The organism is Devosia sp. YR412 (assembly GCF_900110945.1).
Classification (GTDB): Bacteria; Pseudomonadota; Alphaproteobacteria; order Rhizobiales; family Devosiaceae; genus Devosia.
The window spans coordinates 74,279-95,468 of sequence record NZ_FOFL01000008.1 but is presented as its reverse complement, the minus strand read 5'-3'; the positions used below and the strand labels follow the sequence as shown (position 1 = coordinate 95,468).

Genomic DNA, 21,190 nt, shown 5'->3' with positions numbered 1-21,190 from the left:
CGGCCCGGGCGTGAACCCACGGCGACTGGCATAGTCCCGTGCCCGGCCCACTCCCGCCACTGTCGCCTGCAGGCCGCCGATGCGGGGTGGATGGCAGGAGTATGCGCCCAGGCCGAGCGGGCGTGGATAGATTTCGGATTTTTGTTGGTGGGCAGAGGGATGCGTGGGTTCGATTCTGTTTGATCGAACCACTGCAGCGGCAGTCAACACCCTCCCCCTTTGAGGGAGGGATCAAGGGAGGGGGTAGGCCACAAGCGCTGAGCTTGCTGAACCATACCCCCTTCCTGCTCCCCTCAAGGGGGAGGGTGAAGATCGAGTATGCGGGGCGGCTGGGCCATTCGCGCATAGCGCTCATGGCCTTCTTGGCTTGAAAGGCTCCACTGGAGCCTTTCATCTGCTGCGCAGAACACCTGCGAAGTCGCCTCAAATCGCGCCACTGGCGCGATTTGCCCTGCGGGACAGTTCGAAGTTATTCAGCCGCCTTGGTCGCAAACTGCGGGCGTCTGGCCATGACGTCCTTAAGGAACTGGCCGGTGTAGGAGCGTTTGACCTGGGCGACGTCTTCGGGCGTGCCGACGGCCACCACTTCGCCGCCGCCGTCGCCGCCTTCGGGCCCCATGTCGACGATCCAGTCGGCGGTCTTGATGACTTCGAGATTGTGCTCGATGACCACCACCGTATTGCCGCCGTCCACCAGCTCATGCAGCACGTCGAGCAGCTTTGCCACGTCGTGGAAGTGCAGACCTGTGGTTGGCTCGTCCAGCATATAGAGCGTGCGGCCGGTGGCGCGCTTGGAGAGTTCCTTGGACAGCTTGACGCGCTGTGCCTCGCCCCCCGACAGCGTATTGGCCGGCTGGCCAACCTTGACATAGCCGAGGCCGACGCGCTGCAGCGTGGCGAACTTGTCGCGGATCACTGGCACAGCCGAGAAGAAATCGACGCCTTCGTCGATGGTCATGTCCAAAATGTCGGAAATCGACTTGCCCTTGAACTGCACTTCCAGCGTTTCGCGATTGTACCGCTTGCCCTTGCAGACGTCGCAGGTGACGTAAACGTCGGGGAGGAAATGCATCTCGATCTTAAGGACGCCGTCGCCCTCGCATTTCTCGCAGCGGCCGCCCTTGACGTTGAAGGAAAAACGGCCCGGGCCGTAACCGCGGGTTTTCGCTTCCGGCAGGCCGGCAAACCATTCGCGCAGCGGCGTGAAGGCGCCGGTATAGGTGGCCGGATTGGAGCGCGGCGTGCGGCCGATCGGGCTCTGGTCGATATCGATGACCTTGTCGAGGAATTCGAGGCCGGTCAGCGACTCGTGCGGCGCCGGGACCACGCGGGCGCCGTTGAGGCGGCGGGCGATCGCCTGGTACATGGTGTCGATCATCAGCGTCGACTTGCCGCCACCGGAGACGCCGGTGATGGCGACGAAGAGGCCGAGCGGAATATCCACCGAGACATTCTTCAGATTATTGCCAGTGGCGCCCTTGACCGAGAGCGTCTTGCCCTTCTTGGCCTCGCGGCGTTCGGCGGGCATGGCAATGCCCATGCGGCCGGAGAGGTACTGGCCGGTCAGGGAATCGGGATGGTTCAGGATGTCCTGCGGCGTGCCTTCGGCGACGATATGGCCGCCATGCACGCCGGCGCCGGGGCCGATATCGACGACATAGTCGGCGGTCATGATGGCGTCTTCGTCATGTTCGACGACGATGACGGTATTGCCGATATCGCGCAGGCGCCGCAGGGTTTCCAGCAGCTTGGCATTGTCGCGCTGGTGCAGGCCGATGCTCGGTTCGTCCAGCACATAGAGCACGCCGGTCAGGCCCGAGCCGATCTGCGATGCCAAGCGAATACGCTGGCTTTCGCCGCCCGACAAAGTGCCGGAATTGCGCGACATGGAGAGATAGTCGAGGCCGACGTCGATGAGGAAGTTCAGGCGTTCGCGGATTTCCTTGAGGATGCGCTCGCCAATGGTCATCTGCGTCGGTGTCAGCTTGGACGGCAGCTCATTGAACCACGCCACGGAATCGCGGATCGACTTTTCGGTGACCTGGCCGACATGCAGCCCGTCGATCTTGACCGCCAGGGATTCCGGCTTGAGGCGATAGCCGCCACAGGCCAGGCACGGCTTGGCCGACATGTATTTCTCGATCTCTTCGCGCATGCCGGCGCTTTCGGTTTCCTTGTAGCGACGCTCAAGGTTGCCGATAACGCCTTCAAAGACCTTGGTGGTCTTGTACTGGCGCAGGCCATCGTCATAGACGAATTCGATCTTGGTCTTGTCGGTGCCATAGAGCACGGCATGCTGCACGTCGAAGGGCAGCTCGTTCCAGGCGGTGCCGGTCGAGGCGCCGAAATGCTTCACCACGGCCTGCAGGGTCTGCAGGTAATAGGGCGCCGAGGTCTTGGCCCAGGGCAGGATAGCGCCATCCTTGAGCGACAGGGTCTGGTCGGGAACGATCTGGTCGGGATCGATCTTCTGCTCGGTGCCCAGGCCATCGCAGACCGGGCAGGCGCCGAAGGGGTTGTTGAAAGAGAACAGCCGCGGCTCGATCTCGGCAATGGTAAAGCCGGAGACCGGGCAGGCGAATTTTTCCGAGAAGGTGATCTGGCGGGCGGTGCCGTCTTCGTTCTTCTCATCGGCCAGCTCGACCAGGGCAATGCCCTCGGCCAGCTTCAACGCGGTCTCGAAACTTTCGGCGAGGCGGCCGGAAATCTCGGGGCCGACGACGACGCGATCGACCACGACTTCGATGTCATGCTTGAACTTCTTGTCGAGCGCCGGGGCATCCTCGATCTCGTGATACTCACCGTCGATCTTGACGCGCTGGAACCCCTTGCGCATCAGCTCGGCCAGTTCTTTCTTGTACTCGCCCTTGCGGCCGCGCGCGATTGGGGCCAGCAGATAGGCGCGGGTGCCCTCGGGCAGCTCCAGCACCTTGTCGACCATTTGCGACACGGTCTGGCTCTCGATGGGCAGCCCGGTGGCTGGCGAATAGGGCACGCCGACGCGGGCATAGAGCAGGCGCAGATAGTCATAGATTTCGGTGACCGTGCCGACGGTCGAGCGCGGATTGCGCGAGGTGGTCTTCTGCTCGATGGAAATGGCCGGCGACAGGCCCTCGATGTGATCCACATCGGGCTTCTGCATCATTTCGAGGAACTGGCGGGCATAGGCCGAGAGCGACTCCACATAGCGGCGCTGCCCCTCGGCATAGATGGTGTCGAAGGCCAGCGACGACTTGCCGGAACCAGAAAGGCCCGTCATCACGATCAGGCTGTCGCGCGGCAGGGTGATGTCGATGCCCTTGAGATTGTGCTCGCGGGCGCCGCGCACGATCAGTTCACGGTTCTGGCTTGGCTTTGGCGTCATCGGTCACGTCCATAACTCGGTGCGCCAGCAAGGCGGCACGGCAGCAAAGTCGAAAGGGCAAGGATCGGGGAGCCCCTGAGATAGGCGCAGGAGCCCGCGCTCGCAAGCGGCTTGCGCGCATGGCCGCCCGGCACCGCGGTCACCTTAGCGTGTCCCGGAGGCTGTGCCAAAGCACCATTATCCGGCAGGAACATAAGCGGAACAATTCGGATTCGGTCAAGGGGCGGCATGCTGGGTCACTCCATGCCAGGCGGTTACTAGGGCGGCGACGAGGAATAATGCGCCCGCGCCGCGACCGATCCAGATGGTCGCCGAGGGATTGCCGACCAGCGCATCGCGGCCGCGCCCGGCAGCGAGGGCCAGCGCGCCATAGACCAGGAATTGCATGCTGACGGAGAGCAGGCCCATGACGATTGCCTGGCTCCAGATCGGTCCGAATTCGGGCCGCAGGAATTGTGGATAGACGGCCAGCACGAAGAGATAGGCTTTCGGATTGAGCAGGCAGGTGACGGTCCCCTGGCGAAAGGCGACCCAATTGGAGCGGGTGCTGGCCGTGCCGATGGCATCCACTGTGATGGCGCTGCGCAACAGGGTAAAGCCGATCCAGGCCATGTATGCGGCGCCGATCAGGATCATCGTTTGGAAGATTGCTACAGGTAGCTGCGCCAGCACGCCGACAGCCAGGGCGCCGAACAGCGTATGCACGGCGCCGCCCAGCATGATGCCGGCGACGGCAGCGAGGCCCGCCTTGCGGCCGCCGGTCAGCGCATTGGCGATGACGAAAAACATGTCCATGCCCGGCACTACGATGATGCCGAACAGCAGGACGGAAAACAGCCACAGCGACTGAGCATAGTCCATGCAAGAATCTCCAAGCCGGTGTGGCTTGGGATAAGACTGCTGACAGGGCGTGTCAGCAGGGTCTTGACCTCGTTGAGCATATAGAACATAACAGGAACAGATAAGAGTTGTTCACAACTCAGCAAAGCGCGGGCGAGGACCTGCGTGGCGCAGTAAGGTGGAGCCCGAGTGTAAGTGAGCGTCCCGGCGGGCTGTGGCCCGGGGACTGAATCGAAAGGAATGAGCGATGGCAGGCAGTGTCAACAAGGTGATCCTGGTCGGCAATCTCGGCGCGGATCCTGAAGTCCGCAATCTTCCCAGCGGCGGCAAGGTGGTCAACCTGTCGATCGCAACCTCCGAGAACTGGAAAGACAAGAACACCGGCGAGCGCCGCGAAAAGACTGAATGGCACCGCGTGGTGATCTTCTCGGAGGGCCTGGCGCGCGTCGCCGAGAGCTATCTCAAGAAGGGCAGCAAGGTCTATCTCGAAGGCCAGCTGCAGACCCGCAAGTGGCAGGACCAGTCCGGCGCCGACAAGTATTCCACCGAGATCGTGCTGCAGGGCTTCAATTCCAACATGACTCTGCTGGATGGCCGTGGCGAAGGCGGCGGCGAGGGTGCCGGCGGCGGCTATGGCAACAATGACGGCGGCTTTCGCGGCGTGCGCGACAATGGCGGTAACAGTGGTGGCGGCGGCCAGCGCCCCCGCCCCAGCGCGCCAGCCTTCGAGCCCGGCGGCATGGACGACGATATTCCGTTCTAGGCCTGGGCTGGATCGGCAGAATGTTAAACGGGTCGCCTCACGGCGGCCCGTTTTTGTTTTGGGCGGCATGGAAAAGGGCGGAAGCATTGCTCCCACCCTTTGGCATTTTTGACGGTAGCCGGCGCTTACTTGGCCAGCGCTTCCAGTTCGTCGAGCACGTAGTTCATGGCGGCAAAGGTCGTTGGATAGACGAAGAAGCGCTGCATCGAGATGAACTTGTTGTTCTGCACCGAGGGTAGCGTCTGGCTGGCACCGGGGGCGACTTCCTCCAACTGCTTCAGCATGGTGGTCTCGTCCTCGCCGTCGTCGACGATGTGGCTCGAAAAGATATAGTCAGTGTTCAGCTCACCGATGATTTCGGCGCTGAAATAGGCTTCCTGCTCGCCGTCCGGCACGCGGTCGGCGATGGCGCCATGCAAGAAGCCTAGGTCTTCGAGCACCTGCGTCTGGGCGCCGTAGGTGCTGAAGATGCGGATATCACCATCTTCGGGATTGGGCGTCATGGCGACATAGGTGGGAGCCGCGTTTTCGGCCATGATGATTGGCTTGGCAGCGGCGATGCGCGCTTCGTACTGGGCCAGCAGTTCATCGAACTTTTCGGTGCGGTTCACCCAGCCGGCAAGATCGCGATAGTTGTCGAGCGGGGCATGGCCGTTCTGCGGATCGAACATCATGGTGGGGGCAATCAGGTTGAGCTGGTCGCGGAATTCCAGCGTGTCGCCGGTATTGCCGATGATCAGATCGGGCTCAAGCGCCGCGATCATTTCCATGTCGAGCTGGCCATGCACCGAAGCCATCTCGACGCCATGGCCGAAGCCGAGCTGATAGAGCTCGCGGCCGCTGCGGATGAAATACTCGCCAGTGGTCTTGTTGAGGCGGCCGGTGGAGCCGACGAGATTGCCGCCCAGCTCATAGGTCATGACGGTGGCCGTCCAGTCATGCAGCGAGACGACGCGCAGCGGCTCGACCGGGATTTCCACGGCAAAGCCGGCGTGATCGGTAATGGTATGGGTGTCCTGGGCCCGGGCGGACAGGGTGAGGCCGGCCAGGATGGCAGCCAGAGCAAGCAGACGCATTAGTCTCTCCAATTCGGGGATTGTAGCCGCCCCAGCGAGGCAGCGAGGATGAAGCTGAGCACGCCGACCACGGAAACCATGACGCCGGCGGAAATGATGACCGGCTGAAACAGCGAGCGGCCGATGGTATCTGCCCAGAGCAGGATCAACCCGCCGGCCAGCATGCCGGTGATCAGCACTTCGGTCGGGCGGTCGCCGATCAGGCGGCGGGCGATGTAGCAGGACATCAGCCCGACAAAGGCCACTGGCCCGCAAACGGCGACGACCGGCGCGGCGAAGGCGGCGGCCAAAAGGACATAGAAGACATAGACCAGGCGGGCGCGGACGCCGAGTGCCTGGGCCGGTTCATCGCCGAGCAGCATGGGCTGCAGCAGGCGGCTGGTCAGCAGGGCCAGCGGGAACAGCAGGGCGAACCACAGGCCCAGCAGGCCGAGGTCCGTTGCATCGACAGCTGCCAGCGTGCCGCGCGACCAGTTCATCAGCTGGGCAAAATTCATCGCCGAGCCTGAGACCAGGATCATTTCGATCAGCGAGCCGAGCACGATATTGATGCTGAGGCCGATCAGGATGATACCGCCACCGGCGAGCAGGTGCCGGCCGAGGCCGAGCACGACCAAAGCGGTCAGCAAGGCGCCGCCGAGCGCGAGGAGGCTCAGCGCGCCGCCGGGCATCAGGCCGAAGAAAAAACCTGCGGCCATCACGGTAAGCGCAGCCCCATCCGACAGGCCCAGAATGCCGGGATCGGCGAGGCCATTGCGGGAGACGACCTGCAGCAAATAGCCCGATGCCGCCATCATCGCACCGGCGAGGATCGCCACGCCCAGTCGTGGCATGCGGAACTGGGCGATGGCGCGGGCCGGGCGCTCGAGGCTGTCGAGCGGAAGGAACAGCGCCGACAGCGCATCCTGCAGCGAGGTGGCCGTGGCGCCGATATTGAGCGCGGCATAGGCGCTGATGGCCAAGAAGATCAGCAGCGCAGGCGCCACCAGCAGGAAGCGCAGGCTGATCGGCAGGCTGACCAGAGTACCGAGGCGGAGGATGAGGACCCTGCTCATCGCTCGGACCGCCGGGTGCCGAAGATGACTAGGGCAAGGAAGACCAGACCGCCGGCAAAGCCCATTACCGTGCCGACATTGAGCACGCGCGGCGCCATCAGCAGACGCGCGAGGATATCGGCGCCGGTGAGCAGCGCCGCGCCGCCGACGAGGCAAAGCCAGAGCGGCAAACGGCCGATTTCTCCGACGAGGATGCGGGCGATATGCGGCATGACGAGGCCGACGAAGCCGATCGGGCCGACCACGGTGACGGCGCTGACGGCGAGCACGATAGCCACCAGCAATGTGCCGCCATAGACCAGCCGCACATTGACGCCCATCACGGCCGCCTGTTCGTCACCCAGCACCAGGATATCCACGGCGCGCGACATGACGGCGGCGGCGATCAGCGCCAAAAGCCCGATCGGCGCCATGGGCGCCAGGGCCTGATAGTCGAAATTGCCGATGTCGCCGACAATCCAGCCAATGATATTGCCGAAACTGTCCGGGTCCATCGACAGCACGAAGGTGGTGAGCGCCGAAAACAGCGCGCCGATCATCGACCCGGCCAGCACAAGATTGAGCTTGGGATCGCCCTGGCCGGTGAGCAGACGGCTGACCAGGAGAGTCAGCATGACCGAGATAATGCCACCCAGGAGCGCCGGCAGGAACAAGCCGGGACCGGATAGGCCGAGCAGAAACACGCCCAGCACCACAAAGGTCGTGGCGCCAGCGTTGATGCCCAGGGTGCCGGGCGAGACCAAGCCATTCTGCATGATCTTTTGCAGCAACAGGCCCGAAACGCCCAGCGCCGCCCCGGCATAAAGCGCCACTGCAAGCCGGGTCAGGCGCTGGAAGATGACCACCACATGGGCGTAATTGGTCGGGTCATAGGCGGTGAAGGCCGCAAGGATCACGCCGAGGTCGATCGATGCAGCGCCCAGCGTCAGGTGCAGGGCCGAAAGCACCAGCAGCACGACGAGCGGGGCAGGGATCAACCAGGCCTTCATCGCGCCTGGCTCTCCGGCACATGGAATACCGCGCCATGAGCCAGCACGGCGCGGGTGCGAACGCCGAACACTTCGGCAATGACATCTTCTGTCAGCACGTCGGCTGGCTTGCCGATCTGCACCATGCGGCCTTCGTGCATCACCGCCACGCGGTCGGCAAACAGCGAGGCCTGGGTGAAATCATGCAATACGGCGACGACGGTGCGGCCGGCCCGAGCCTGCTCCTGGGCGCGTTCCAGAATGCTGTATTGATAACGCAGGTCGAGGAAAGTGGTCGGCTCGTCCAGCAGCAGCACGGCGCTGTCCTGCGCAAGCGTCATGGCCATGCGGGCGCGCTGCAATTGGCCGCCGGACAATTCGCCGACGCGGCGCTGCTGCAGGCTCTGCACCTGCATGGCGAGCAGGGCCCCGGCAATCTGGGCCTCATCCTCGCGCGAGCGGCGGGCCAGCAGGTTCTGATGGGCAAAGCGCCCCATGGCCACAAGGTCATAGACGCTCATATTGGGCGGCGCGAAGCTTTGCTGGGTCAGCAGAGCAATCTGCCGTGCCAGCGCCTTGCGGCTAAGGCTGGCAATGTCCTGTTCGCCGACCCGGATCGCGCCCGACATCGGCTGCAACAGCCCGGCCATCAGCTTGAGCGTCGTGCTCTTGCCGCAGCCATTGGGACCGACGATGGCCAGGAATTCGCCCGGCTCTGCGGTGAAGGACAGACCCTCGAGAATAGGCAGGCGGCCAAAGCCAAAGGCCACTCGGTCAAATTCGATACGCGCAGCGTTGGGCACATTGCGTTCCACTGCCTGGTGCCGCCAGACTGCCGACCTCCCGTCGCATCCTCCCCAGGACAAGGTCTGCTAACGCAGAGAAAACCTGAATTCAAGCGTCAAGATAGTCGCGCCTGTGGTTTGTCGAACATGCGGAAGAGGTTAGCTAGTCCAGCAAATGCAGTCGCAATAGATTTGCCACAGTATGAAGCCGGTTCTTGGTGCCGAACTTGTAGGCGACATTCTCGATATGCTGGTTGACCGTCCGCTCGGCCACGCCCAGCATGCTGGCGATCTCGGGGCTGGTATAACCGAGCGAGGAATGCACCATGACTTCCTTTTCGCGCGGCGTCAGGTTGGCCGGTGGCAAAGGCTCCTGGGCGTCGCCGACAACGCGGAAATTGGCGAACAGTAGGTAGGAAATCAGGTGCAGCGTCTGTGCCTGCTCAGGGTTGAGCGGTACATCACCCGAAAATTGCAGCGCACCGGCGACGCCCGAGGGGTAGGTGATCGGTACGGCTAAGCCATGCAGCAGATCGAGCATTTCGAGCGTCTTGCGTAGCGGATTATCCGGCTCGAGCGTGGACGGCTCAAGACGAAAGACCTCGCCGCGCTCGATCAGCAGGCGCGTCGCTTCCATGCTCTGCCGGCCGTGCTCATTGTTGAGAGCCCTCGGCCAATACAGGCTGCGCTTTTCGTCGGTGTCCAGAAAATCCACCACAGACCGAAGGTCTGCGGAAAACTCGAGAATAACGGCGGAGCGAAAGCCAAAGGCCTCCCGGGCCTTGTCCAAAACTCCTAATGCGTCACGACGATTCTTGGTCTGCTTGGTCAGATGAACAAAAGTCTCGACAAGCTGAAGCACTCTCACTCCTCATGAAAGCGCGCCGTCCAACGCGAGGAATCACACGGTACTGTCCCGCACAAAATCTACCTCACCGGCGGCCAGATACCACCTAAATCACGTAGCCAGTTTTACGGATATGGTGTCTAAACGGTGAAAAATGACCCGGTCAGGCGGCGTCGGCGAGATAGCTGCGGCTGGTATTCCGGCCGGCGGCCTTGGCGGCATAAAGCGCGATATCGGCCTGACGGAACAGGTTCTCCGACGATCCGCCACGATACTGCGCGACGCCAACCGAGGCGCCCATGGTCAGGCGCTGACCCTTGCGCATGAACGGCCGGCCAATGCGCTCGACGATCCGTTGCGCCAGAGCCTGGACATCTGCCGCAACCATCTCGGCGGGCAGCAAAACAGCAAATTCATCGCCGCCGATGCGCGCCACAAGCTGGGCATCGCCACAGTTTTCGACCAGCCGCTGGGCGGCCTCCTTGAGGCATTCGTCGCCCAGCGCGTGGCCATAGGTGTCGTTGACCTGCTTGAAGCCATCGAGATCGATCAGCAGCATGGCGCCGAACACTTCGCGACCCTCGTCGAGGAGGGATAGCCGGGTCTGGAACTGGCTGCGGTTGGCCAGGCCCGTCATGACGTCATACTCCGCCAGATAGCGCGTCCGGTCGGTCATCAGCTTTTCTTCGGTAATGTCCTGCTTCATGCCGAAGATGCGATAGGCGACGCCGTCACGGCTCTCCACCGCCCCAGTCAACCGCATCCAGCGCCGTTTGCCCGTCACGGTGATGATTTCGCAATCCACCGAGAAATCCGTGCAGTCGGCGATGGCGGCGGCGCGCGCCGCCTCCATCTGCCGGCGCGATGTGTCAGTATAGAGCGCCATGGTGCTTTGGCGGGTGACCACGGAGTTGCGTTCGATTTCGAACAGATCATAGACGCCATTGGTCCAGAGCAGGCTTTCGTCGGCCAGATTGCACTGCCAGATGCCGATTCGCGCTGTCGCCGACGCCCGATCGAACAGGTCGCGCCGGTGTTCTTCGACCGCGGCATAGTCGGCAATGGTTTGCTTTTGCTGCTCGATCTCGCGACGCTGCCGTTCGATCATGGTCTGCGCCACGGCTTCTTGCGCCAGGCTAGCCAGATGCGCGGCCATATTGGCGCTGCGCGGCCGGTGATCAAAAAGGGTCAGCAGGTAAGGCCTGTGTGCATCGGTCCCTGGAATGAGCAGGCCGACATAAAAGCACGCCGGCGAGAGCCCCAGGGCATGCGTATCCGCGATAATCGTGGTCTGGCCGGCAATGATGGTTGCTGCATCGAGTTGGGCGAGATTGCTGGCCGTGCTGCCGGCGCTGGCCAAAAGGTCGAGGCGCGCGCCATCAAGTTGCGCAAGCCGCGCGCCGGCGATGCCGAGCAGGTCGCAAAAGCGCTGCAGCCTCGGCCGTAGATCGCTACGTGCCGACGGCCCCCATGCAGGGTTATCGATAAGACTGGACAATGACGCGTTCCCGATAGTGGAAGGAACCTAGCGCCCGGTGGTTAACACTTTGTCAGCCGCAAGCTGCTGGCATTAAAAAGAAAAAGCTCGCCAATTATTGCCGGGTAAAGGGCACTTCGGCGCGCAGGCTGTCGCCGTTTTCGACATAAACCACCGAAAAGGTCACATCGATGGTTTCGGGGCGCAGATTGATCTGGGCGGTGATGTTGAGGTCCTTGCCCTCTTCATCCTCGTCGCGCTCGCGCAGGTTGAACACCAGGCCATTGCCGCGCTTCTGGCCGACGGCAAGGCCGGTGAAGGTGGCATTGGAGCTCATGGCTGCCTCGAAGCGGCGATTTTCCTCGACATAGGCCATGGTGCCGGCAACTGAGAGCTGCGTACCGGCCAGCGAGCAACGGCCGCTGTAATTGACCTTGTCGCCGTTGCCCTGGGTGACGCTCATGCGGCAGACTACGGTTTCGGTATTGGCGCCGATCAGCACGCCACGGCCGCGCCACTCGCCAATATAGGACTGGATCAGCGCCACATCGGCCGGTGCGGCGAAGGCGGGCAGGGCCGTGACAGCGCCAGCTGCAACAACGCCAAGGGCAACCAGACCGCGTGCCACAATCGTCGAAAAGCTCATCGCATCGGCCTCCAGCCAAACTCTTCGGCCAGACGTCGAATCGGCCCGCCAACATCTAATCCGCCGTGGCTTTTTCCCGCAAGCGCAGGTCAGGCTGGGCTCGTATGTCCCTCGGTGCCACCTTCGCCGGTAATGGTGTCACCGGTGGGGTCATCCGGCGTCGCATCATGGTCGGCCGTCGCCACCTTGATGCGGCCCAGCGGGTGGAAGAACTTGCCACCGGCCACCAGCAAAGCGGGGAGAATGAACAGGTCGCCAATCAGCGCAAAGCCGAGCGTCGAAATGAACAGCGTGCCGAACAAAGCCACCTGAGGCAGGTCGGAGAAGGTGACGATGATGACGCCCGCGCAAAGGATCAGCGTGGTGCCGACGATGGCGCCGCCGATGCGATCCAGCGTGTGCTGGATCGCCTCCAGATGCGAGCGGCCCTCTTCGCGGCGCGAATGCAGATAATGCGACAGGAAATGCACCGTATCGTCGACGGCAATGCCAAAGGCGATGGTCAGGGCAATGACCGTGGTCAGTTGCAGGCCCTGGCCAGTGAAATAGAGCCACGCCATGGTCCCCAGCACCGGGAAGAGATTGGGCACCGCCGACGCCAGCGCCACCCGGTAGGACTGGAAGGCAAAGCCGATCAGCGCGATGTTGACCAGCACCGATAGCGTCAGGTCGAGATGCAGGCCCGAGACGATCTGGTCGGTGCCGAACGTGGTGAGCACGCGCAGCCCACCGATCTCGGCGCCCGCGATGCCGGCCGCCTGCAGTTCCATGGTGACGTCGTCGACCAATTGCTTGAGATCGTCGGAGTCGATGATGGTCGGCATGAAGCCGGTCACCAGCGCCTGGGTGCCGTCATCGGTAACGAAGCGTTTGCGCAGGAAGGGGCCGACCGATTCAAACACCTCTTCGCGCGAAAAACCATTGTCGGTGTAATTGGTGATGCTCGCGGCCGAGATCACCTTGTTCTGCCCGATATGGCTTTCGAGAATGCGGTGCACGGTCTGCACGGTAGCAAAGTCGGCGTCGTCGAGATTGGGATCGTGGCCGGCCAGCGGGACGCGGATATAGAGCGGCGCAACGCCACCGACGCCATCATCGATCTCGACGGCGGTGCTGAGCGCGTCGGAATCCTTGGCGACGAAATCCTCGAAGGAAAACTGCGGCCTGATCAGCCCATAGGGCACCAGCAGCAGTACGGTGATCATGATGGCGATGATCGAGAGTTGCCTGCCAAAGCGGCTGGCCATCAGCCAGGCGAAGGGCAGCGGCGCGGTGAGCACGAGGCTGGACCGCTTAGGGGCGTTGAAGCCGAGCCGGATCGCCGCCTTCAGCATCAGCGGCAGGAAGGTCATCAGGCAGACGAACAGCAGGAAAGTGCCAATGGCGCCGGAGATGGCGAATTCCTGCACGCCGCGGCCGGGCGTCAGCGCCAGGGAGGCAAAGCTGACGAAAGTGGTGAGCATGGTCAGCGCCGCGGCCGGGCCGACCAGCTTGACCGTCGCATCCACCGCCTTGTTGGGCTCCATGCCGTCGCGCCAATAGGCCAGCCAGTTGAAGATGAAGAACATCGACTCGGCAAAGCTGATCACCAGCACCAGCGTCGTCACGATGATGGTGAGGAAGGAGAAAGAGCCAAAGCATAGCAGCACCATGGCCATGCTCCACATCACGGCGAGGAAGGGCGTTGCGGCGACCAGCAGCGCGCCGGGCAGCGAGCGCAGGGCGAAGAGCGCGATCAGGGCGCCGAGACCGAAGCCCCAGAGGGTGAACTGCACCTGATCGTTCAGTGCGGCGCTCAGCATTTCCGAGGTCCACAGCGGCGGCCCGGTCAGTTCGATGGAAATATTGTCGTCGGCATAACCGGCGATGGTTTCGCGCACGCTGGCGATCATCGCCTTGGTGCCGTCGCCGCGCGTCATCTCCTGGTTGGGGAACATGATCAGCACCACGCCGTCGAGTTCGGGCGTGATCAGGTTGCGCATCATCGGATCGTTCTGCTGAAGGTCAGCCAGCGCCCGCGCCACATCGGCGAAATTATCCATGCCCTCGGGCACGGCGGGCACCGAACCGCCTTGCGCGCTCGGCCGGCGCAGGGTGAAGGGCGACATGGTGCCGACGGCGAACTCGTTGAGTTCGAGGTCGAAGGCCAGCTCGCGGATCCGCTCCAGCGTTTCCGGCTCGGTCAAGCGCGGCGAGGAGACCAGGACGTAGATGTCGTTTTCAAAGGTGCCGAAGGTGCGTGACAGCTGGTCATAGGCATCATAATGCACGCCGGAATTGGCATAGATGCGCATCAGGTCGCCATCGACATTGGCCTTGGGGATCTGCGTGAAGCAGAACACCGAAAACACCAGAACTGCAGCAGCGACGGCGCGCGGAAAGCGCAGCGTGGTCAGCCCGATATGTTCGAGGCCAAAGCCGATGGAACGGTCATGCACGAGGCGCGCCCGGAGACGGCTGAAGATAGAGGCAACGGACACGGCACCCGACTCCGCGAGAGGCTGAGATGGGTCAGTGGTAGGGGTTTGTTTGGGAAGCGTCCAGCAGCGCAGGAAGCTGTCCTGCGCTGCTGTCGATTAGGCTGTGGAAGGCGTGTCGCGGCCGAGAATCAGGCGCCGAGCGCGGCCTTGTTGGCGGTGAGGAAGCTTTCCAGCGTCTCCGGCTTGCGGGTCGAGAAGCGCTCGACGACATCGGTGACGATCGCATGGTGGCCGGCGGCGGCGTCGAGGTCGAAGGCCACCAGCAGCGTTGCCATGAAGCTCGGCACGCCGGCAGCTTCGAGACCGCCGCCCAGATGCTCACCAGTGACGCCTACCCGGGTCACCGGCTTGCCGGTGAGCTTGGTGAACAGCGCGGCGAGTGCTTCCTGGGTAACCGGGGCAGGGCCGGTGACGTCAAGAATTTCCTTGCCCTCGGCCGAGAGCAGCGCGCCGGCGGCGGTGCGGGCGGTGTCGAGACGGGTGACATAGTTGCGGCCGCCACCATTGGTGGCATCGAACAACTGGCCGCTGGCCAGCGCCGGAGCGGCGGCGACGATCGCCATGTCGGCATAGATGTGATTGCGCAGCAGGGTGAAATCGAGACCCGAAGCGGCAATGGCCTGCTCGGTCCAATAGTGGTCGGCAATGCCGCCGGCATCGCTATTGGGGCGGGCATTGGGCGCCGAGGTATAGACGAGGTGCTTGACGCCGGCCGCTTTGGCGACCGCGACGGCCTGGGTCTGCTGCTCGGTGCGGTTGGCAGCGACCGTGCTGACGATCAGCGCGCGATCGACGCCGGCAAAGGCTGCGGCAACGCTGGCGGCATCGTCGAAATCGAGACGACGGACGTCAACGCCCTTGGCGGCAAGATCGGCCAGCTTGGCCACGTCGCGGGTGCCGGCGATGATTTTGGTGGCGCCGCGCGCCAGCAGTTCTTCCACGGCGAGGCGACCGAGATTGCCACCGGCACCTGTGACCAGAAGCGTCGAATCCTTGAACTTCGTCATTTTGCTCTCCTTTGCCTCCCCTTGTGGCGAATGCCGATGGAGAGTAAGTATCGAATGGAGAGTGCAATCTAGAGAGCTTCGGCCAAGAGCGAAAGAGGGCACTTTCACCGCTCAAGGGCACCCAGGAGTAACCACCCATGCGCAACCTCAGCGAAGAAGCCGCTCTCTATGTGGAGCGCTGGAACAATGCGCCGGACGGCAATGCCGGCGATTGCCCGGTGCGCGGCGTGCTCGACAAGATTTCCGACAAGTGGAGCATGCTACTGGTCATGACGCTGGCCTCGGGGCCGAAACGCTTCAACCAGCTGCGCCGCGAAGTGCCGGACATTTCCCAGAAGATGCTGACCCAGACTTTGCGCGATTTGCAGCGCGACGGCATGGTCGGTCGCCGCGTCTTTGATACCAAGCCGCCTTCGGTGGAATATCGCCTGACCCCATTGGGCGAGTCGATCATTGTCCCCTTCGGCCATCTGATCCAATGGGCCAGCGCCAATCACAATACGATCGGCGCGGCGCGGGTTGAATTCGACAGCGCGGCCTAGCGGTGACCGATAATTCTTTTCCGTCTTTGTCGATCGGTGCCGGCGCAACTCGTCTATGATCGTCGACAGACCCGAAAGGAACGGCCCATGGCCCTCAATGAGATCGAAGTCATCACCCTATTCGCCGACGACATTGAGGCGACCCAGGCCTTCTACCGAAAAGTGTTTGAAGCGGAATCGCTGTTTGCCGACGAGGCTTCGGAAGTCCTCAAATTTGGCGGCATCATCGTCAATCTGCTCAAGGCCACCCAGGGGCCGGAACTGGTCGTGCCGGTGCCTGTCGCACCCGCGGCTGCCGGCGTGCGCATGATGCTGACCATCAAGGTCACGGATGTGGATGCGACCTGCGAGCAGCTCAAGAGCCTGGGCGTGTCGCTGCTCAATGGCCCCATCGACCGCCCCTGGGGTCGCCGCACCGCAGCCTTCGCCGACCCGGCCGGACATGTCTGGGAAGTCGCGCAGGAAATCGGCTGAGTAACGCGCCAAAGAATTGCAAAGAGATATTTGCAAAGATATCTTTGCGATGGTAGCCTTCGCTGAACGCGGAGGTTGCCATGTCCAATCCTGTCCAGCGCGACGTCAAGACGATCGCCCCCGATCCGACGGCCCTCAAGGCACTGGCCCATCCGGTCCGGCTGCGCATGCTGGGCCTGCTGCGCATCGATGGACCGGCGACCGCGTCCGGGCTTGCGGTGCGGCTGGGGCTCAATTCCGGCGCCACCAGCTATCATCTGCGCCAGCTTGCCCTGCATGGCTTTATCGAGGACGACGCGGGCAGGGGCAGCCAGCGCGACCGCTGGTGGCGGGCCCGGCACGAAACCACCACCTATCTCGCCGAGGATGCCGAGGGCGCGGCGCTCGATAGCGGGCTGGCCTTCCTGCAGGCCGCGTTGAACTGGCAGATGCAGCAGATGCAGGGTGCGCTCAATTCCTATGCCGAGCTGACGCCGGACTGGCGCAAGGCCTCCACGGCCAGCGACTACACCATTCCCCTGACTGCCAAAGCGGCGACGGACCTCGTCGAAAAGCTGCAGGACCTGTTGCGCGACGCCATGGCAGCGGCGCCGCCCCTGGGAACCTCCTCGCCACCGGACACGCGGCCCTTCTCGATCATCCTCCACGCCGCGCCGCGTACCACCGAGGACGAGGCCACGCCATGACCCGGCAAGCACCGCTGGTCGCTTTGGCTGTCGCGAGCGTCATTTCCATCGGCGGCACGCGGCTCTCGACCATCGCCATTCCCTGGCTGGTGCTCACGACGACTGGTAGCCCGCTGCTGACCGGTCTCGCCGGTTTTGCCGAGATGCTGCCCTATGTGCTGGCCAAGGCGCTGGCCGGGCCTATGATCGACCGCGTCGGCGCGCGGCGGATTTCTATCGTCAGCGATGTTCTGTCCACGCTGGCGGTGGCGCTGGTACCGCTGCTGTTCTGGCTGGGTTGGCTGTCTATCTGGGCCCTGCTGCCGGCGGTGGCGCTGATCGGCGTACTGCGGGCGCCGTCCGATGCCGCCAAGCAGGCGCTGGTGCCCAGCATTGCCGCGGCGGGAGAGATGCCGCTGGAGCGGGTCACTGGCGTCATGGGCGCCAGCGATCGCATTGCCGGCACCATCGGGGCCGCCAGTGCCGGGGTTTTGATCGCATTGCTCGGCCCGGCCCCCGCCTTGCTGGTGAACGCGCTGGCGTTTTGCCTGTCGGGTCTGGTGATCGCCTTTGGCATCCGGGCTAGCGCAGCTCAGGTCGCCAAGGGCGAGGGCGCCAGCAGCTACCGCGCCGATTTCGCCGCTGGCTGGGCTGTGTTGAGCAGCGAGCCGGTGCTGAAATGGATGGTGATCATGATCGCCATCACCAATCTGTTCGACCAAGCCTATGCCATCGTGCTGCTGCCGGTCTGGATCAAAACTGCCGGGCTGGATGTGGCCTGGGTCGGCATTTTCCTCGCCGCCTTTTCGGCCGGCGCGATTGTCGGCGCGACCATTGCCGCCGTCATCGGCCACCGTTTGCCGCGCCTCGCCATCTACATCGCCGGCTTCTTCTTTGCCGGCCCGCTGCCCATGGCGACTCTGGCGCTCAATTTTCCACTGCCGGTGATCCTGACCATTCTACCGATCAGCGGCTTCGCGGCAGGCTTTCTCAACCCGATCATAGGCGCCATCCTGTTCGAGCGCATTCCGGGGCCGATGGTGGGCCGCGTCATTGCCCTGGTTGGCGCTGACCTGGTGCCTGATGCCATTTGGCGGGCTTTATGCGGGCCTGCAGGTGGACAGTGCGGGCATCGCCGTGGCCATGGGAGCGACAGGTCTGCTCTACCTTTGCGCGGCCCTGATGCCACTGCTGCTACCGAGCTTTCGCCAGATGGAGCGTCCTCGTCCGCTGCCGGCATGATCTCCACAGCCGCGCTTGGGGCAAAATTAGCAATTTTCCCCGGAATCGCCTAGATAAGGGGTAACTCAAACAACCAAGAATCACCCCAGTGACCGATACGCCTGAAAACGGAACTGGCGCGCTGCCGCCATCCGACATTTCGATGATCGCCATCACCGACGAGATGCGCAAATCCTATCTCGATTACGCCATGAGCGTGATCGTGAGCCGCGCACTCCCCGACGTGCGCGACGGCCTCAAGCCGGTGCACCGTCGCATCCTGTTCTCGATGAGCGAGAATGGCTACGAGTACAACAAGCCCTATCGCAAGTCGGCCCGCGTGGTCGGCGACGTTATCGGTAAGTACCACCCGCATGGCGACAGCGCGGTCTATATGGCCTTGGTCCGCATGGCGCAGGACTTTTCCATGGGCGAGCTCTTGGTCGAAGGCCAGGGCAATTTCGGTTCGGTCGACGGCGATATGCCGGCCGCCATGCGTTACACCGAAGTGCGCATGCAGAAGATCACCAATGCCATGCTCGATGACCTCGACAAGGATACGGTCAACTTCCGCGACAACTATGACGGTTCCGAGCATGAGCCGACCGTCCTGCCGGCGCGCTTCCCCAATATGCTGGTCAACGGCGGCAGCGGTATCGCCGTCGGCATGGCGACCAACATCCCGACCCATAATCTCAGCGAGACGATCGACGCCGCGCTGTTGATGCTCGACAACGAGCAGGTCACCACCGAGGAATTGATGCAGGTCATGCCGGGGCCAGATTTCCCAACCGGCGGCATTATCCTGGGCCGTGCCGGCATCCGGGCCGCCTATGAAACGGGCCGCGGCTCGATCCTGGTGCGTGGCCGCGTGGCGATCGAAGAAACCAAGAAAGATCGCGAAGCCATCATCATCACCGAGCTGCCCTATCAGGTGAACAAGGCGACGCTGGTCGAAAAGATTGCCGAACTGGTGCGCGACAAGCGCATCGAAGGCATTTCCGACATGCGCGACGAGAGTTCGCGCGAAGGCATGCGCGTCTATATCGAGATCAAGCGCGATGCGCTGGCCGATGTGGTGCTCAACCAGCTCTATCGCTTCACTGCGCTGCAGTCGTCCTTCGGCTGCAACTTCGTGGCACTGAACGGCGGCAAGCCGCAGCTGATGAATCTCACCGAGATTCTGAAGGCCTTCATCGACTTCCGTCACGAAGTGGTAACGCGTCGCGCCCGCTTCCTGCTCAACAAGGCCCGCGATCGCGCCCATATCCTGGTCGGTCTGGCCGTGGCTGTGGCCAATATCGACGAGGTCATCGCCCTGATCCGTACCGCGCCCGATCCGGCGACGGCGCGCGAGCAGTTGATGACCCGCCGTTGGCCGGCCCAGGACGTGGCGCCGCTGATTGCTTTGATCGACGACCCGCGCCACCGCATCAACGAGGACGGCACCTTCAACCTCTCCGAGGAACAGGCCCGCGCCATCCTCGAACTGCGTCTGGCCCGTTTGACGGCGCTGGGTCGCGATGAAATCGGCGACGAACTCAATGGCCTGGGTGCCGAGATCGAGGACTATCTCGAAATCCTCCGCTCGCGCAAACGCGTCATCGACATCATCCGCACCGAGCTGACCGAGATCAAGGAACAGTTCGGCTCCAAGCGTCGCACCGAAATTTCCGACGTGGTCGGGGATTTCGACGACGAGGACCTGATCGCCCGCGAAGACATGGTCGTGACCGTGTCGCACGAGGGCTATATCAAGCGCGTGCCGCTCTCGACCTATCGCGCGCAGAACCGCGGCGGCAAGGGCCGTTCCGGCATGGCCACGCGCGACGAGGATTTCGTCTCGCGGCTGTTTGTCGCCAACACCCATACGCCGGTGCTGTTCTTCACCGACCGCGGCATCGCCTATAAGTTGAAAGTCTGGCGCCTGCCGCTGGCGCAGGCCAATGCGCGTGGCAAGGCCCTGATCAACATCCTGCCGCTGGAGCAGGGCGAAAGGCTGACCACCATCATGCCGCTGCCCGAGGACGAGAGCAGCTGGGCCAACCTCGACATCATGTTCGCCACGACGCGCGGCACGGTGCGCCGCAACTCGCTGGCCGATTTCGTCGAAGTGCGCCAGAACGGCAAGATCGCCATGAAGCTCGATGACGGCGACCAGATCGTCGGCGTCGAGACGGCCGGTCCCAATGACGACGTGCTGATGACCACCGCCCTCGGCCAGGCCATCCGCTTCCGCACCGACGACGTGCGCCTGTTCAAGGGCCGCGATTCCATGGGCGTGCGCGGTATCCAGCTGGCCAAGGACGACGTGGTCATCTCCATGGCGGTGATCAACCACTCCGACGCCACGGCCGAGCAGCGTGCCGCCTATCTCAAGGCCAGCCGTGCGGTGCGCGGCGAGGGTGCCGAGGAAGAAGCCACCAGTTCGGACGAAGGCGATGTCGTCGCCGGCGACCTGCCGCAGGAGCTCTATGCGCAGATGAGCGCCACCGAGCAGTTCATCCTGACCATTTCCGAAAACGGCTATGGCAAGCGCACCTCAAGCCACGAATACCGGATCACCGGCCGTGGCGGTAAGGGCATCGTCGCCATGGCGGTCAACAAGCGCAACGGCAATCTCGTCGCCAGCTTCCCTGTGGAAGACAGCGACCAGATCATGCTGATCAGCGACGGCGGCCAGACCATTCGCCTGCCGGTCGGCGGCGACAAGCCAATCCGCATCGTCAGCCGTGGATCGCAGGGCGTCATCGTCTTCGATACCGCCGATGGCGAAAAGGTCATGTCGGTGGAGCATATCAGCGAGCCCGAGGCCGAGGATGTGCCCGACGCGCCGGATGCCCCCGAGGCACCACCGGAAGCCCCAGAGGCTCCGGAAGCAGAATAAGCAAAAGGGGCGCTTCGGCGCCCCTTGTCGTTCCGCGCCTTGCCATGAATCCACGCCCATGACAAAACCCTAGCAACAACAAAGGGGAGGGCG

General features: G+C 63.2%; 16 protein-coding genes and 1 pseudogene. 6 read left to right on the top strand and 11 right to left on the bottom strand.

Annotation, left to right across the window (positions count from 1 at the left end):
- Positions 1-469: 469 nt before the first annotated feature.
- Together uvrA and BM045_RS18435 are read right to left on the bottom strand one after the other, a co-directional pair.
- Positions 470-3,364 carry an excinuclease ABC subunit UvrA gene (uvrA, locus tag BM045_RS18440; protein ID WP_092185955.1) on the bottom strand — a complete coding sequence of 965 codons (2,895 nt, stop codon included), beginning with the start codon at positions 3,362-3,364 and terminating at the stop codon, positions 470-472.
- Between the two features lie 216 nt (positions 3,365-3,580).
- On the bottom strand, positions 3,581-4,225 hold the full coding sequence (locus tag BM045_RS18435; RefSeq protein WP_092185953.1) for a LysE family translocator: 645 nt from the start codon (positions 4,223-4,225) through the stop codon (positions 3,581-3,583).
- A 226-nt stretch (positions 4,226-4,451) separates the two neighbouring features.
- Here BM045_RS18435 and ssb point away from each other — a divergent pair, with 226 nt between their 5' ends.
- On the top strand, positions 4,452-4,967 hold the full coding sequence (ssb, locus tag BM045_RS18430; protein ID WP_092185951.1) for a single-stranded DNA-binding protein: 516 nt from the start codon (positions 4,452-4,454) through the stop codon (positions 4,965-4,967).
- A gap of 125 nt (positions 4,968-5,092) precedes the next feature.
- On the opposite strand, the gene BM045_RS18425 is transcribed toward ssb, so the two are convergent.
- The 9 genes from BM045_RS18425 to BM045_RS18380 form a co-directional block, all read right to left on the bottom strand.
- Complete coding sequence (locus tag BM045_RS18425) at positions 5,093-6,043, bottom strand: ABC transporter substrate-binding protein (protein ID WP_092185949.1); 951 nt, start codon at positions 6,041-6,043, stop codon at positions 5,093-5,095.
- Positions 6,043-7,098 (bottom strand): FecCD family ABC transporter permease, encoded by a 1,056-nt coding sequence (locus BM045_RS18420; RefSeq protein ID WP_092185947.1) that lies wholly within the window; start codon positions 7,096-7,098, stop codon positions 6,043-6,045. Before BM045_RS18420 ends, BM045_RS18425 begins: the two co-directional genes overlap by 1 nt.
- Complete coding sequence (locus tag BM045_RS18415) at positions 7,095-8,087, bottom strand: FecCD family ABC transporter permease (RefSeq protein WP_092185946.1); 993 nt, start codon at positions 8,085-8,087, stop codon at positions 7,095-7,097. The genes BM045_RS18420 and BM045_RS18415 overlap by 4 nt, the downstream gene beginning before the upstream one ends.
- A complete protein-coding gene (locus BM045_RS18410; RefSeq protein ID WP_170848587.1) occupies positions 8,084-8,869 on the bottom strand; it encodes an ABC transporter ATP-binding protein in 786 nt (261 codons plus the stop codon). Before BM045_RS18410 ends, BM045_RS18415 begins: the two co-directional genes overlap by 4 nt.
- 145 nt (positions 8,870-9,014) lie before the next feature.
- Positions 9,015-9,713, bottom strand: coding sequence for a helix-turn-helix transcriptional regulator (locus BM045_RS18405; RefSeq protein ID WP_139198839.1), 699 nt, complete (start codon positions 9,711-9,713; stop codon positions 9,015-9,017).
- A gap of 148 nt (positions 9,714-9,861) precedes the next feature.
- Positions 9,862-11,196, bottom strand: a complete 1,335-nt coding sequence (locus BM045_RS18400; protein ID WP_244523065.1) for a sensor domain-containing diguanylate cyclase — start codon at positions 11,194-11,196, stop codon at positions 9,862-9,864.
- 94 nt (positions 11,197-11,290) lie between these two features.
- Positions 11,291-11,821: a hypothetical protein gene (locus BM045_RS18390; protein WP_092185938.1), complete on the bottom strand. Its 531-nt coding sequence runs from the start codon at positions 11,819-11,821 to the stop codon at positions 11,291-11,293.
- A gap of 89 nt (positions 11,822-11,910) precedes the next feature.
- Positions 11,911-14,301, bottom strand: a complete 2,391-nt coding sequence (locus tag BM045_RS18385; protein WP_139198838.1) for an efflux RND transporter permease subunit — start codon at positions 14,299-14,301, stop codon at positions 11,911-11,913.
- Positions 14,302-14,429: 128 nt separating this feature from the next.
- Positions 14,430-15,308 carry an NAD(P)H-binding protein gene (locus tag BM045_RS18380; RefSeq protein WP_092185934.1) on the bottom strand — a complete coding sequence of 293 codons (879 nt, stop codon included), beginning with the start codon at positions 15,306-15,308 and terminating at the stop codon, positions 14,430-14,432.
- Positions 15,309-15,445: 137 nt separating this feature from the next.
- Here BM045_RS18380 and BM045_RS18375 point away from each other — a divergent pair, with 137 nt between their 5' ends.
- The 5 genes and pseudogenes from BM045_RS18375 to gyrA all read left to right on the top strand — a co-directional run bounded on the left by BM045_RS18375 (position 15,446) and on the right by gyrA (position 21,097).
- Entirely contained in the window at positions 15,446-15,850 is a 405-nt protein-coding gene (locus BM045_RS18375) for a winged helix-turn-helix transcriptional regulator (RefSeq protein WP_092185932.1), read from the top strand.
- 87 nt (positions 15,851-15,937) lie between these two features.
- Positions 15,938-16,324 (top strand): VOC family protein, encoded by a 387-nt coding sequence (locus BM045_RS18370; protein WP_092185930.1) that lies wholly within the window; start codon positions 15,938-15,940, stop codon positions 16,322-16,324.
- 80 nt (positions 16,325-16,404) lie between these two features.
- Positions 16,405-17,010 (top strand): helix-turn-helix domain-containing protein, encoded by a 606-nt coding sequence (locus tag BM045_RS18365; protein ID WP_092185928.1) that lies wholly within the window; start codon positions 16,405-16,407, stop codon positions 17,008-17,010.
- A pseudogene (locus BM045_RS18360) lies at positions 17,007-18,231 on the top strand (MFS transporter). Before BM045_RS18365 ends, BM045_RS18360 begins: the two are co-directional and overlap by 4 nt.
- Positions 18,232-18,373: 142 nt before the next feature.
- Complete coding sequence (gyrA, locus tag BM045_RS18355; protein ID WP_092185926.1) at positions 18,374-21,097, top strand: DNA gyrase subunit A; 2,724 nt, start codon at positions 18,374-18,376, stop codon at positions 21,095-21,097.
- Positions 21,098-21,190: the final 93 nt, after the last annotated feature.